The sequence below is a fragment of the Trinickia dinghuensis genome, assembly GCF_003367175.1.
GTDB classification, from domain to species: Bacteria; Pseudomonadota; Gammaproteobacteria; order Burkholderiales; family Burkholderiaceae; genus Trinickia; species Trinickia dinghuensis.
The window spans coordinates 321,274-335,658 of record NZ_QRGA01000010.1; the positions used below are offsets into that span (position 1 = coordinate 321,274).

The window sequence follows — 14,385 nt, forward strand, 5'->3', positions numbered from 1 at the left end:
GAGCAAATCATGTCTCTTATCCAAATCGTACGGCGCGTATCCGCGCTGATCGTACTCGGCGCATTCGCAGGCAGTGCGTATCCAGCGGGCTTCCAAGCCGTCGCACCCGTGACACTCCCGCATGCCGATCGCGGCGTGGACGGCCCGTATTTCCCGAAGGCGCTCGTCGCCGCCGTCACGCCGACGACCGGCAATGCGCTGCAGCAGCAAGCTCAGCAGCGCATCGAAGCGCAGCTTGGCGTGAACTCGGTGCTCGCCAACGGCGCCGCGATCACGAAGGTACAAGCCTCGAGCAGCGGGCTCGGCTACATCGCGAACCACTTCAACGAAATCGACGCGGCGCATTCGGGCCGCGTGTCCATGGACGATGTGCGGCGGTACCTGCAGGCCAAGCAGATGAAGCAAATGAAGCAATGACGCGCAAGCAGCGCTGAGTGTGTCCGCCGGATGCGGCCGAGCGAAAGAGCGACACGGGAGGTCGCACCTGCGGACAAACGAATGGGCGATCGGGCGCTTGCTTTCAATGCGCCCGATCGCCTCGGTCTTCGATCAATATCAATGCGCCGCGGCAGCGGCTTCGCTCGATCCGCCGGCCTTGCCCGGTTTGGTGATCCAGATCAGCGGAATGATGAGGATCATCAGAATCGCGGCCGCGTAAAACACGTCGTTCAATCCCATCATCGCCGCCTGCGACTGCACCGTGTGGTCGAACAGGGCATACGATGCGCCCTGCCCCAGCCCGAGCGTCGAGTGGTACGCACCCATCTGCGCACGGAACAGCGGATTCGTCGGGCTCGAGTTCTGCGTCAGGATTTCGTGATGCATGATCGTCCGATTGTTCCAGACGACCCCCGCCAGCGACGTGCCGATACCGCCGAAGAACATCCGTCCGAACGTCGACAGCCCGGCCGCCGCGGGCACCTTCTCGGGCGGCTGCCCCGACAGGATGATCACCGTCAGCGGCGCGAAGAACAGCGCCATCGGAATGCCTTGAAGCAGCGTGGGCAGAATGATGTGCCCTTCATCGATATCGACGAAGAAGAACGAGCGCATGAAGTAGACGATCGCGAAACCGACGAACGCGAACGTGCCGATGATCCGTGCATCCGAGCGCGGCAGTATCTTGCCCATGATCGGTGCGCCGATCACGGCGAAGATGCCGAGCGGCGCCGTCGCGAGGCCCGAGTCGAGCGCACGGTAGCCGAGGTATTCCTGCATCCATTGAGGCAGAAGCACCAACGTACCGAAGAACACGCCATAGGCCACGGCGATCGACACCGTGCCGCCGAGAAAATTGCGCTCCTTGAACAGCGTCAAATCGACGATCGGATGCTTCTCGGTCAACTCCCAGATGATGAAGACCACGAGCGCGACCACCGCCACGATCGTCAGCACGACAATCGTCGTCGACGAGAACCAGTCGAGGTCCTTGCCCTTATCGAGCATGACTTGCAGCGACGCGACCCAGGTGATTAGCAACAGCAGCCCGACGGTGTCGATCGGCAGTTTCTTCGTCGGCGTCTCGCGCTTGTGATAGATCGTCCAGATCATCGCCGCCGCGAAGATCCCCACCGGGATGTTGATGTAGAAGATCCACGACCACGAGTAGCTGTCGGTCACCCAGCCGCCTAGCGCGGGCCCCACGATCGGCCCCGTCACGACGATCATCGAAAACAGCGATAACGCGAGCGAAGCCTTCTTCTTGGGCCACGAACTGAGCAGCAGCGCCTGCGACATCGGAATCAGCGGCCCGGCCATCGCGCCCTGCAAAATCCGCGCGAACAGCAGAATCGGCAGCGAAGGCGCAATGCCGCAGAGCCATGATGCGAAGACGAACAGCAAGATGGAGCTGACGAACAGCTTCACTTGCCCGAGCCTTTGCGTGAGCCAGCCGGTCAGCGGGATCGAAACGGAATTGGCCGCGGCGAAGACGGTGATGACCCACGTGCCTTCGTCGACCGATACGCCGAGATTGCCCGAGATCGTCGGGATCGCGACGTTGGCGATCGACGAATCGAGCACCGTCATGAACCCGGCGAGACCGACGCAGAGCGACCCTAGGGCAAGCGTCGCGCCGGTCAGCGGAGGAGGCGTGTGATGTTCGGTGGTCATGGCGTCGGGTCACTCGTTGTCGGCAATGATGCGTTTGATGGCCGAGTCCGCTTGATCGCCGTACTTCGCGAACACATCGGTCTTGTAGACGCTCGGATCCGCGTCGGGCTGTGCGCCGGCAGGATCCTTGACGTCGACGTCTACGTTCATCGACAGGCCCACGCGGAGCGGGTGCCGGTGCAATTCCGACAGCGGAATCTCGATGCGCACGGGCAGCCGCTGCACGACCTTGATCCAGTTGCCGGTTGCGTTCTGCGCCGGCAGCAGCGCAAGCGCCGAGCCGGTTCCGGGCGTGAAGCCGACCACCTTGCCGTGATAGACGACGGACGTACCGTAGACGTCGGCCGTCAATTGCACCGGTTCGCCGATCCGGATGTGGCGCAGCTGCCACTCCTTGAAGTTCGCGTCGACCCACACTTGATCGAGCGGCACCACCGACATCAGCGGCGTTCCCGGCGATACGCGCTGGCCGACTTGCACCGAGCGCTGCGCGATATATCCGGTCACCGGCGCGGGCAGCGTCGTGCGCGAATAGGCCAAGTAGGCATCGCGAACACGGGCGGCGCCGGCCAGTACGTCCGGGTGATCGTCGACCGTCGTTTTCGCCGTCAGCGCGCGATTGGCGCCGAGCTGCTGCCGGGCCGCGTCGAGTGCCGCCTGAGCCGACTTGACGGCATCGCGCGCATGGGAGATTTCCTCGTCCGAGACCGCGCCCGACATGCCGGTGGACAGGCGCCGCCGCAAGTCGTCCTGCGCCTTCGCCAGATCCGATTCGCGTTCGGCGATATCGGCGCGATATTTGTCGTCGTCGGCATAGAGGCCATGGACCTGACGGACGGTATGTCCCAGGTCTGCTTCGGCGCGTTGCAAAGCGATCTTGGAATCGGCCGGATCGAGCTGGACGAGCGGCTCGCCCTCTTTGACGATTTGCGTATTGTCGGCATTGACCGCGATCACCGTGCCCGTGACCTGCGGCGTGATTTGCACGACGTTGCCGTTGACGTAGGCATCGTCCGTTTCCACGTGATAGCGGGACACGAGGAAGTAGTACGAGCCGTACGCGGCGCCGGCCACCGCGAGTGCCGCGGCAACCAGTGCGAGCAGTCGCTTCCGTTTTCCGGGGTTCTTCGCGGATTCTGCATCCGGCTTCAATTCAGGTGCGTTCATCGATCGCTCCAACAAGGCTTGAGGTTTGGCGTCGCGCGGTTCGGCTCGACGGTCGTTCGTTTCGGGTTCTTTCAACGATTTCAGCGATTTCAGTAATTTCAGCGATTCGCGGTATCGCTCGAGGCCGCTGCGATCGGCGTCTGCACGGTCGCGTCAAGGCCGCTGTGCGAGGCATCGAATCCGCCGCCGAGCGCCTTGATCAATCCGACCTGCAAGGTGCGGCGGCCCATCTCGAGGTTCACGACCGCCGTTTCCGCGGCCAGCCGGTTGTCGTCCGCATTGAGCACCTGCAACTGCTGATTCAAGCCGGCCTTGTATCGAACGAGCGCGAGCTGATAAGCCTGGGTCTGCGCATCGAGCGCCTGCCGCGCATCGACGAGTTGCCGATCGGTCGAGCGGATCTGCGTGACCTGCGTGGCAACCTCGGAGAGCGCGTCGATCAGCGTCTGGTTGTACGTGGCGACGTCGTAATCGAAATCGGCATAGCGGCCCTTCAGTTGCGAACGCAGCGCACCGGCATCGAAAATCGGAAGATGGATCGCCGGTCCCGCTTGGATCTCGCGGCTCGCGGCCGTCAGTAAGCGGCCCCAGCCGAATGCGTCGAGTCCGATCGCGGCGGACAAGTTGATGTCCGGAAAGAATTCGGCCTTCGCCTCCTTGACGCCGTGCGTGGCCGCATCGACCTGCCAGTAGGCGGCGACGATGTCGGGGCGGCGCGAAAGCAGATCGGCGGGCAGGTTGTCGGGCAGCGCGACATCCGCGCCCTTGCCCAGCGACGGATCGGCGATCTTCAAGCCGCGATCGGGTCCCTCGCCGAGCAATGCGCCCAGCTGATAACGCACCGTCGCGATCTGTCCGTCGAGCGCGCTGACGCTGGAGCGGCTCGTCGCCATCTCGCCGTACGCCGTCTCGCGTTCGACATTGGTGTCCAAACCGGCGCCCACACGTCCCTCCGTGATTCGGGCGATGGTTTGCCGATTGGTCACCTCGCGCGTCTCGATGTCGCGCAGCGCGTAGAGCTGCGCGAGATGGGTGTAGGCGCTCGCCACCGAGGCGGACAGCGAGATCCGCACCTGCTCGGCCTCGGCGTCGGCCACCTTCTCCTGAGAAACCGACTGGCGCAGCCGCTCGCGATTCTTGCCCCACAGGTCGAGGTCCCACGAAGCGCCGGCCAACACGGTGTTCTCGCTTTGCCACGTGCCGCCGATCGGCGGCGGGACGAGCGCGTTGCCCGAGTACTGCTCGCGCGTCCACGAATAGCTGCCCGTCACGTTCGGATAGAGCGCCGAATTCGCGCTGCCAACGTATGAAGAGGCTTTCTCGATGCGGGCACGCGCTTGCTCGAGCGACGGATTGCCTCGCAGCGCCTCGTCGATGAGCGCAGGCAGTTGCGGATCGCCGAACTGCGCGGACCAATCCATGGCTGGCCACTGCCCGCCCTCGGCGGGCAAGCTTTGCTGCGTCTCGTACGTGGCGGGCGCCGCGATCTGCTTGTCGCTCTTGATGCCCGCATCGTTGACGCAACCGGATGCGATCATCGTTGCGGCCGCGATCAATACCGCCCGCGCGCCGGTTCGCAGTCGTGAGCGGTGAGGGGTCATCGTTTCCATTTCCTTTGGCTCGTCTGGGTGAGGTGTTTTCGATGAAAAGCGTGCATATGCACACATTAATATTCAACTGCTCGTGCAGCGATGCGCTGCGACACACTAGTTTGTTGCGTTTGGGGCTACCGATCGGCCACGTCGCGGGTCATACGAAACAATTCGCTGCGCAGGTGCGCCGCCTGTTGCTGGCCGAAACGCTTTTCGAAGCTCGCTTGCGCCACGGCCCAATGTGCGGCGGCCTCGGCGAGCTTTGCCGCGCCCGCGTCGGTCAGCACCATGCGCAGCCGCGCGCCCGCCCGCCCTTCGGCCGGCGCCGCAACGAGGCCGCGGCGAAGCAACGGTTGGAGCACGCGAACGATCGTCGTTCTGTCCATCACCATGGCCTTGGCCAACTCGGCCATCGTCAGCTTCGGGCAGCGGTCGAGCACGCTCAGAATGCTGAACTGAGTGGGCGTGATCCCGACCGCCGACAAATGGCGTTCGTAAAGCTTGGAAATGTGTCGAGAGGCTTGCCGCAGAGCAAAGCAATCGTCGCGATCAAGTTCGTTTGTGTGCATACGCACACAGTAAGGCGGTGCGCGGCGCGAAGCGATGCCGCTCCGGTTACGGGTTTGTTGCCGTCTCGCGCACCAATCGAGGAGGGATTCGTCTACGGAATCAGCGCAATGCAGCCGGCGCCTCGAAGAAGGCGGCCGCATAGTCGATGAACGCCCGCACCTTGGCGGGCAGCAGCGTGCGGTTGCTGTAGGCGAGTTGGAGTTCGATGCCGTCGTCCACCATTTGGCATTCGGGCAGCACGCGCACGAGCTTGCCTGACGCCAGTTCGCTTTCCACGATCGCATCGGGTACCACGCCGATGCCGAAGCCCTGCAGGACCATTTCGCGATTGAAGGCGGGACTGTTCGACGACACGTCGAATCGAAGCGGGATCGTCAACTCTTCCGAGCCGATCCGAAAGGCAATGGTGGCCCGCCGAATGGACGGCGAGATCGGCACGAAGAGATGATCGGTCAAATCCGATGGATGCTGCGGCGTGGACGAGGCGCTCAGATACGCCGGCGTTGCCACCAAGACGAACCGGACCCGGTCGAGCAATCGTATGATCGTCGTTTCGCTCGTGAGCATGTACGGCACGATGACGCCGAGATCGTATCCTTCGGCAACGAGATCGACGGGCCGCTCGGTCAGCGTCACATCGAGCGTGACTTTCGGATGGGCGCGCTTGAAGCCGGCGATCAGCGGCACCAGCCGATTCATCGTCGCCGTCGTATGAGCGACGAGGCGCAAGACGCCTTCCGGCTCGCGCGTCTGGTTCGCGACATTGGCTTCGAGCGCGTCCAGATCGTCGAGAATGCGCACGCAGCCTTCGTAGAATCGCTCCGCGGCCTCGGTCAGGGAAACCTGTCGCGTCGTGCGGTTCAACAGGCGGCAGCCCACGCGCGCTTCCAGTTCCGCGATCGCCCGCGACACCACGGGCCGAGCCAGTCCGTGCGTGTCGGCCGCTCGCGTGAAGCTTTTGAATTCGACCACCGACCGGAAAACGCGCAGGCTATCGATGTATTCCATGTGGCACCTCTTCGGCGAGGGTCGTCATATCGGCGCCGGCTAGCGAAGGTTAATCGGTGTCCGACGTCTGAATCGTTCACGATATTGCTGGGGCGTGACGCTCGTTTCCTGCACGAAAACGCGCGCGAAATTGCGCGCGCTCATGCCCGCGACATCGGCGAGTCTCTCCGCCGTGAATTTATCGCGAATGTTCGCCATCACATGTGCCTGCACCTTCGCGATCGGCGATGTCTCGTCCGCGGGCGCCGAGCGTTGTCGCACAACGCCCGCCAGTCAATACTCGATCACACGAGCGACGCCCGAGCACCTGGTCACGCAGCATATCAAACGCGCATCGGATCCAGGGGTTTTCCGTTCCTTCGCCACCTTGACCTTCATCTCGATCTTCACCTTCACCTTCATCGAGGGCCTCGCATCATGAGCACGACGATCGCCGGCATCAAGATCCCCGACAGCGCGATGGCACGCGCCGCCACCGAGTTCATCCGCGACACCGAACCCGACCTCCTCTATCACCATTCTCGCCGCGTGTTCTTGTTCGGCGCCCTCACCGGCGAGTGCCAAGGATTGAAATACGATCCCGAGCTGCTCTATATCGGCGCGATGTTTCATGACATCGGACTCGTCGATGCCTACAGCAGCGCGAACGCCGCCCGTTTTGAGGGGACTTCGGGCCTAGCCGGCGCGCTTTTCGGCGTATCCCGGCTGTGATCCCACTGCCGCATTTCAACTCGCGTTACAAGTATTTCCAAATATTACAGCTCTCAATTACAATCCGCCTTCGAAGGATTGTTTACGGAGCCATTTCATGAGTTCGGTCACTTCGCCGTCGAGTAATTCGAATACGCAACCCTCGCCGATCCAGCAAGCGGCGCAATCGATTTTGAGCGGGGCCACGGGATCGTCGCTCGACGTCAACACGCTCGTGCAAGTGCTCGTGAACGCGAAAACGGCCGGGCACACGGCCGTGCTCGCGCATCAGCAGCAGAGCGACAACGCCGTCATCTCGGCGCTCAGCGCGATCAAGTCCGTGTTGTCGTCGCTGAAAACGTCGCTCACGGGGCTGGCGGACGGCAGCGTCTTCTCGCAATTCGCCGCCACGGCGAGCGGCAAGGGCATCGAGGCCACCGCCACCGCCGCCGCCGGTGCGGCCGCCGGCTCGTACTCGGTCTTCGTGGAGCAGCTCGCGGCGGCCAATCAGATTTCGTCGAAGGCCTTCACGCGCGACGCCACGCTCGGTACCGGCACGCTCACGATCGGGGTCGGCTCGGGCTCCATGTCGATCGAACTCGATTCGAAGAACAACACGCTTGCCGGGTTAGCCCAAGCGATCAACGGTGCGGCGGATAATCCCGGCGTGACGGCGGCCGTCGTCAAGGGCAGCGACGGCGAACATCTCGTGCTCACGTCGAAGCAAACGGGCGCGGCCAACACCGTGTCGGTGTCCGCCGGCGCCGGGGTCGATGCGAACCTCGCCACCGCGAACTTCAAGCAAGTCACGGCCGCTCAGGATGCCAAACTCACGGTCAGCGGCAACCCCGTCACGAGTGCGAGCAACGTCGTCAAGGACGCGCTGACCGGCGTGACGCTCACGTTGACGTCTCCCGCCGTCGGCACGACGCAGACGGTCGGCATCGAGAGCGATACGACGGCGATCGGCAAAGCGGTACAAGGCTTCGCGGATGCCTACAACGCGTGGGTGTCCGCCCAGAAAGCCCAGTCGGCCTACGATCCGACCACGCGGCAAGCGGCCCCGCTGCTGGGCGATTCGATGCTGAACTCGGCCGTGAACAGCATCGGCCGGATCATGTCGAGCGGCGTCTCGGTCGGTGGCAAAACGTACAGCCTCGCGCAGATCGGCCTCGATTTGCAGCACGACGGCACGCTAGCGTTCTCGTCTTCCAAGCTGCAATCGTCGCTCAAGTCGGAGCCGACCGGGGTGTCGTCGGTCTTCAACGGCACGAACGGTATCGGCCAGCAGTTGGACAAGCTGCTTAACGAGTACACGCTGTCCACCATCGGGCAGTTGGACAAGCGCTCCGCGTCGATCAATGACGAGCTGACGTCGATCACGAAGCAGCAGAGCGATTTGACGACGTATCAGCAAACGCTGACGGCGCAGTACAACGCCCAGTTCAACGCGTTGAACCGCCTGCTGACGACCGTTTCCAACAACAAGACGTACTTGAATCAGCTGTTCGGCGGCAACGGGGCCGCGGGAACGCTGAATAAGAGGGGCTGACGGCGCATAGGCACCGGCGGCCGGGCCAGGCAACCGCCGAGGCCCACCGCTACCTCGAATCGAACCGGCAGTTCGGCAAGATCGTCGTCACGGTTTAGGCGTAGCGATCGCTGGCACCGCCGCGCCGCGTTTACTGCTGAACGAGTATCGTCACGCGGCGGTTGGCCGCTCGAGCGGCCGCGTCGTCGCCGAGCACGAGCGGGACGTTGTCCGCGCGCCCGATCGCCGACAGCCGATGCGGCTCGACACCCTTATCGACGAAGAATCGAACCACAGCACCGGCGCGCGCGGCCGACAGCTCCCAGTTCGACGCATATTTCGCGTTCGAAATCGGCACGCTATCGCTGTGCCCTTCGACGAGGATGTTCTTCGCCGAATGCGTCGCGAGCACCTTCGCCACGCGATCGAGGACGTCGATCGAATCGGGCAGCAAGCGAGCGTCGCCCGAATTGAACAGGATCTTCGCGTTGATCGCGATCTCCACGCCTTGCGGCGAAGTGGACACCGTGATCGCGTGTTCGTCGCTGAGCGGCTTGAGCAGCGCGACCAGCGCTGCCTGCGCCGCCGCCTTTTGCGCATCGGCCGCCGCACCCGCCGGCTTGGCCGTGCTCGTCACGACTTGCACGTGCCCGCTCGCGGCCTGCGCCTCCAACTTCTTCGTCTGCAGATCGCGATCTTTCGCGAGTTCGATCACGTAAAGCGCGAGGAAGAACACCATCAGCGTCGTGATGAGGTCCGCGTACGAAATGAGCCACCGTTCCGATTGCTCTTCCGCTCCATCGTGCGCGTCGTATCCCGCCTCGCTCGAAGTGGCGAGACGTTTGCCGTCCGCAAGCGTGCTCATCGGCATTCGCTCCGTTCAATGTATCGGATCATCGGCCGTCGCGCGCTTAGGCGAGCGACTCGGCCGCGCGCTCGCGGACTTCCGCTGCGAGACGCGTTTCGATCGTCTGCGGCGATTCCTTGCGCGAAATCGCGAGCAGGCCGTCCATGTAGAGCCGGCGGAAGCGCAGTTCGCTATCGACCTGCGCCTTGATCTTGCCGTACAGCGGCAAGAACACGAGGTTCGCCAGCGCGAGCCCGTAGAGCGTGGCCGTGAATGCAGTCGCGATGCCGCTGCCCAACTGCGCCGGTTCGAGCACGTGCCCGGTCACGTGGATCAAGCCGAGCACGGCGCCGAGAATCCCGAACGTGGGCGCATAGCCGCCGGCCTGCTGCCAAATGCGCGCCGCGGCCATCCGGTTGCGCTCGTATGCCGCGATCTCGCGATGCAGCGAATCCTCGAGCACCGCCGTCGATACCCCGTTGGCGAGCAGCTCCAAACCGCGCTTCGCGAACGCGCTGATCCCGGTGACGTCGATCGATTCGAACGCGAGCATGCCGTTCAGTTTGGCCTGATCGCCCCATTCGAGCAGCGTCGACAAGCTATCGCGGTCGACTTGCCGCGCTTTCATGAAGGCGAGATGCAGTTGCTTGATCCCGTCGAAGAAGCGCGACCACGTGTTTTGAATCATCACGGCGCTCAACGTGCCGCCGAACACGATCACGAACGCCTCGCCTTGAAGCAGCGTCGTGAATTGGCCGCCTTCGAGCCAGAAACCCACACCGATGGCGCCCACGCCGAACAGCGCGCCGATGATGGTCAGCAGATCCATACGTACTCCTAACGATTCGGCTTGGCTTGCAAGCCTGAGTGGCTGGCGATGCGGCTAGGCGGCCGTCATGGCCGCCTAGCCGCACGCGTCATCATGCTTCGCGGCTCATGGGCGCGTGGCTGTTCGCGACCTTGAGTTCGCGAATCGTTTGGAGGAAGCGCTGTTCGATATCTTCCACTTCGGCTTGATCGATCTTCAGATCGCGCCGCATGACCCACGACACTTCCTTCTTGCGTGCTTCGGTCATGACGGAGAACAGCTTGTCGACGATGGCCGGATCCCCGGCCGACGCGGCGAGCTTCGCCAAGTCGTAGGTGTCCGTCGCGCTGACCGCGTCGAACAGCGTGCGATGATCGACGAATTCGATGTCTTCGAGCGACTTGACGTCGCCGCTGCCGCGCGCGCGCTTCGCGAAGTAGCTGACGCCCTTCTCTTCGACATAGTGCAGCACCTTCGTCTTGCGGAACGCGAACACATCCTCGGCGATCTCGTCGTGCGACAGCTTGTTCAGCAGCATCTTGCGCTCGACGCCGATCAGCGCTTCGAGATCGGCCAGCTCGATCAGTTCGAGTTCGCTGTTGATCGCAATGTCGAGATCCTGATCGGCCACCTGCTGCGCGCGCTCGGTGATGCGCGTCGGATCGAACGTCACCACGTGACGGTTCGACGGCGCGTCGCCGCCGCGCGAATTGCCGCTCAGATGTTCCGCGCGCCCTGTCCCCAACGAAACGAGGTTCAGCTTTTCCATCCGTCCGAGCATCGTCATGACGTGCGGCCGCGAATGCCCCGCGATCGCGCGGCATTTCTTGATGACTTCGGGCAGCGGCACCGAGACCTCATCGGTCTGGCCCCGGCGCATGCGTCCGTCCATCGAATCCGCGTTGTCGGTGCCGGCCATCAGCGCGAGCACGTGCGCATACGACACGACACCGGGCAGGAAATCGGCGTGCGTGTAGGTGGCGAGCAGATCGTCTTTCTTGCGGCTGCGGCGGATCGTCGTGCGCACGATGTGGCGCAGCAGCGGCGACGCGCGCTCGAGTTCCTCTTCCACCATGCTTGCGTGGATGACGGTGAGCTGGCAAAACGACAATGCCTTGGCCGTATGGGCGCGCGGCTCGGCTTGCAGCAGCACCGCTTCGCCGAAGAACTCGCCCTTGCCGACCGTTGCAAGGACAACCTTCTTGTCGTCGCAACGCGTCGAGAGCTCGACCTTGCCCTCGGTGATGACGTAGAGGACCGCCTCTCCGGCAAACCCTTCGGAGTAAATGACTTCGCCGGGCGCGGCCGTGCGCGTCCAAGACGTTCGTTGCTGGTTCACGATACTTTCCCCGTAGCGATTATTCGTTGCTCTCGGTCTGCGATGCCCCAACAGCCGAGACAGCGAGCCGCGTTCGTTCGGCTCATGCGTGGGTTAACGACTTGGCCCCTTCATTTCTTTAGAGCTTAGCGCCTGTTGCGGCGCTTTTTTGGATCAGGTAAACGCGAGCAGGTAAACGCGCATCGAGGCCCACGGGCGCCGATTCAATCATCCGACTGATACGATTTATCGATTTATCCGACAAATCAGGGCGCGATCGTACGGCACGGATACGAGCTGCCTCCTTCGCCGTTTGTGCTGCTCCACCAAAATGAAACTGCCCGCGCACGAACATCGCACGCGGGCAGTTTCACTGCTTACTCGACCGGGTCGAGCGAAGTGAGGTGAAGCGACGCGGTTACTGCTGGCGCTGACGCTGCTGCAGATACTGTTTGACGTCGCTCATCGTGACGCGTCCGCTATGGGCCGTATCGATCTCGTCGAAGTGCTTGGCGATATAGCCGAGACCATTGGATTGCGCCTGGGCCTTCGTGATCGCCGCGCCGTTGCTGAGCACGGTGTTCGCACCGAGACGCGCATCGAGCCGTTTTTGCGCCTGCGCCTGGAGATCGCTGCCCGTGGACGGCATCACGGCAGACGCACGCGTAGCCGGAAAGTACGGACCGTCCACGCCGCTGCCGCGGTGCGGCAGGTGCACGGGCGCCACGGCCTGCAGTGCCGCGGCATGGGCCGTGCCGGCCAGCAGGCCCAGCGCGATCAAGGGAGTCAAAGGGGTAAGTCGTCGCAGCATATCGATGGGTGACATGTTCCGCTCACAAGTAAAAGGTAGCCGAAGCAACTCGCTTTCGCCAGTTGGCCCGTTACTGAGTCGTCGTCTGCGCCGCCGCCAGCGTGGGCGTGCCGGCCGGGCTTTCGTCGTGCCACGGCGGAGGCAGCATCCACAAGCCGAGCGCGGTGGGCGCCGGCCTGCCGGCATAGAAGTCGCGCAGATCGGACTTCATCTTCGGCCGCGCATGATCGTCCAGATAGATCATGTGGCCGCCCGGATAGAACGTCACTTGCAAGTTCGGATTCAGACCCTGCACCGTCTGCAGACGCGCAAGCTGCTTCTCCGTGTTGAAGAACGGCGTGGCCAGATCGTGATAGCCGTTCAGCGACAGCACCTTCAACTGCGGATTGAGCTCGATCGCCGCCAGCAAGTCCGGAATCGTATCGGGCAGCGGCTGGCCGTCATGCGAGAAATCCCAGACGTTGATGATGTTGTCGTTCAGCGGCATGTACGTCGCGTTCGGTGCCGTGTAGCCGAGGTACGTCGGCATCTGGGTCGCGAGCGCCGTCGTGAACGGCTGCGAGATCAAGATGTCCGACGGATCGCCGTCCGCTTGCAGGCGCGGATCGGTATCCGGCAACGACACGCGTCCGTCGTAGCGGCCGATCGTCGTGCCCGGCAGCAGCGAGGTATTGAACGGATTGGCGTTGAAGTAGCCGGTCAACGACTGCATCGACAAGCCGGACGCCCACGTCCACGACGCCAGCGTCGGCGCGTTCGGGAACACCGGCGTGCCAAGGAAATCGGGCACGCCGAGCTGGCTCAGCACCCACGACTGCGCGTACTGCTGGAACGCGTGATAGTGCGTGGACGCGAACAGCTCCGACTGGAACGCGAACAATGCCGGATCGACCTGCACGCCCGGCATCGTCGTTTGGTTGAAGTAGGCCGATACCGCGGCATAGCCCGGGTAGTAGCCGCTCAACGTATCCGTATCGAGCTTGAGCGCGTTCATGTCGATCGTGTTGCCGCTCAGAATCGCAACGGCCTCGATCGCATCGGCGAAGTAGTTCAGGATCGACGACTGCAGCGAGATCCCCGTCACGTGCACGCCGGCCGATTCGAGCGAGAGCGCGAGCATGTCCGTGCGCGGCGTGCCGTACGATTCGCCGTAGAGGTACAGCGGCGAATTCGTGCGACTGTTCACGGCGATGTAGCGCCGGATGAAGTCGCGCATGACGCTCACGTCCGGGTCGCTGCCCCAGTACTTCTGGTTCGTGTTGGGCGCGATCGCTTCCGACAGGCCCGTGCCCGGGGGATCGATGAAGACCATGTCGGTGGTATCGATCAGGCTCTGCTCGTTGTTGACGAGCGGGAAGTTCGGCCAGTTCGTCATCAACGGATCGGGCGTCGCCACGCGCGTGGGGGCGAACGAGCCGAGCCGCAGCCAGATCGACGAAGAGCCGGGGCCGCCGTTGTAGAAGAAGGTCACGGGCCGAGGCTTGCCGTTCTTGCTCGGCGCCGTATAGGCGACGTACGACATCGTGGCCTCGGCGTTGCCGCCGAGATCGGACGCCGTCAAGTGGCCGGTCGTCGTCGTGTAGTTGACCGTCTTGTTGCCCGACGTCCATGCGTGATGCATGACGGCGGCCTTCTCCGACACTTGCGTCGGATCGAGGCTGTCGCCCGCGTTCGACGAGTAGGCGACCGGATCCGAATAGGGCTGATCGGCGCCCGCCTGTTGCTGTTGATTCGCGACCGGCGTTTGCGCCGCGGCAGCGATCTGCTGCGCATTGGCGCTCGCGCCTACCGACGAGCCGCTGTCGCCGCCACCGCAACCGGCCAGCGCAAGTGACGCCGCCGCGATTGCACCGAGCCAGAACCCGCCGCGCGCGTGACGCGGCAGGCTCGGGGTACCACTCCTATCTCGCTTCTTCATTTTTGTCCTTGGT

General features: G+C 63.4%; 12 protein-coding genes and 2 pseudogenes. 3 read left to right on the top strand and 11 right to left on the bottom strand.

The genetic code is table 11. The features are described from left to right. The first annotated feature begins 9 nt into the window (after positions 1–9). Positions 10–417 carry a 2-oxoglutarate dehydrogenase gene (locus DWV00_RS19535; protein WP_115535227.1) on the top strand — a complete coding sequence of 136 codons (408 nt, stop codon included), beginning with the start codon at positions 10–12 and terminating at the stop codon, positions 415–417. A 138-nt stretch (positions 418–555) separates the two neighbouring features. Here DWV00_RS19535 and DWV00_RS19540 read toward each other — a convergent pair whose 3' ends face one another. The 6 genes and pseudogenes from DWV00_RS19540 to DWV00_RS19565 all read right to left on the bottom strand — a co-directional run. Further along, positions 556–2,112: a DHA2 family efflux MFS transporter permease subunit gene (locus DWV00_RS19540; RefSeq protein ID WP_115535228.1), complete on the bottom strand. Its 1,557-nt coding sequence runs from the start codon at positions 2,110–2,112 to the stop codon at positions 556–558. Positions 2,113–2,121: 9 nt separating this feature from the next. Next, positions 2,122–3,279, bottom strand: coding sequence for an HlyD/EmrA/EmrK family protein (locus DWV00_RS19545; protein ID WP_115535297.1), 1,158 nt, complete (start codon positions 3,277–3,279; stop codon positions 2,122–2,124). A gap of 98 nt (positions 3,280–3,377) precedes the next feature. After that, entirely contained in the window at positions 3,378–4,889 is a 1,512-nt protein-coding gene (locus DWV00_RS19550; RefSeq protein ID WP_115535229.1) for an efflux transporter outer membrane subunit, read from the bottom strand. A gap of 116 nt (positions 4,890–5,005) precedes the next feature. After that, positions 5,006–5,440, bottom strand: coding sequence for a MarR family winged helix-turn-helix transcriptional regulator (locus DWV00_RS19555; RefSeq protein ID WP_115535230.1), 435 nt, complete (start codon positions 5,438–5,440; stop codon positions 5,006–5,008). A gap of 100 nt (positions 5,441–5,540) precedes the next feature. Beyond that, positions 5,541–6,449, bottom strand: coding sequence for a LysR family transcriptional regulator (locus DWV00_RS19560; RefSeq protein ID WP_115535231.1), 909 nt, complete (start codon positions 6,447–6,449; stop codon positions 5,541–5,543). Between the two features lie 66 nt (positions 6,450–6,515). Then, a pseudogene (locus DWV00_RS19565) lies at positions 6,516–6,698 on the bottom strand (AraC family transcriptional regulator); the annotation flags it as partial. 168 nt (positions 6,699–6,866) lie between these two features. Here DWV00_RS19565 and DWV00_RS19570 point away from each other — a divergent pair. Further along, a pseudogene (locus tag DWV00_RS19570) lies at positions 6,867–7,112 on the top strand (HD domain-containing protein); the annotation flags it as partial. Between the two features lie 145 nt (positions 7,113–7,257). Continuing rightward, the gene (gene fliD / locus DWV00_RS19575; RefSeq protein ID WP_115535232.1) at positions 7,258–8,691 is read left to right on the top strand and encodes a flagellar filament capping protein FliD; all 1,434 of its coding nucleotides are present in this window, start codon (positions 7,258–7,260) and stop codon (positions 8,689–8,691) included. Between the two features lie 130 nt (positions 8,692–8,821). Here fliD and DWV00_RS19580 read toward each other — a convergent pair whose 3' ends face one another. The 5 genes from DWV00_RS19580 to DWV00_RS19600 all read right to left on the bottom strand — a co-directional run bounded on the left by DWV00_RS19580 (position 8,822) and on the right by DWV00_RS19600 (position 14,372). Then, positions 8,822–9,535: an OmpA/MotB family protein gene (locus tag DWV00_RS19580; protein ID WP_115535298.1), complete on the bottom strand. Its 714-nt coding sequence runs from the start codon at positions 9,533–9,535 to the stop codon at positions 8,822–8,824. 46 nt (positions 9,536–9,581) lie between these two features. Beyond that, positions 9,582–10,346 carry a flagellar motor protein gene (locus DWV00_RS19585; RefSeq protein ID WP_115535233.1) on the bottom strand — a complete coding sequence of 255 codons (765 nt, stop codon included), beginning with the start codon at positions 10,344–10,346 and terminating at the stop codon, positions 9,582–9,584. Positions 10,347–10,437: 91 nt separating this feature from the next. Continuing rightward, complete coding sequence (locus DWV00_RS19590) at positions 10,438–11,664, bottom strand: Crp/Fnr family transcriptional regulator (RefSeq protein ID WP_115535234.1); 1,227 nt, start codon at positions 11,662–11,664, stop codon at positions 10,438–10,440. Positions 11,665–12,061: 397 nt separating this feature from the next. Continuing rightward, the gene (locus tag DWV00_RS19595) at positions 12,062–12,469 is read right to left on the bottom strand and encodes a 2-oxoglutarate dehydrogenase (protein WP_181885527.1); all 408 of its coding nucleotides are present in this window, start codon (positions 12,467–12,469) and stop codon (positions 12,062–12,064) included. Between the two features lie 55 nt (positions 12,470–12,524). After that, positions 12,525–14,372, bottom strand: a complete 1,848-nt coding sequence (locus DWV00_RS19600; protein ID WP_115535236.1) for a S10 family serine carboxypeptidase-like protein — start codon at positions 14,370–14,372, stop codon at positions 12,525–12,527. Positions 14,373–14,385 lie beyond the last annotated feature (13 nt).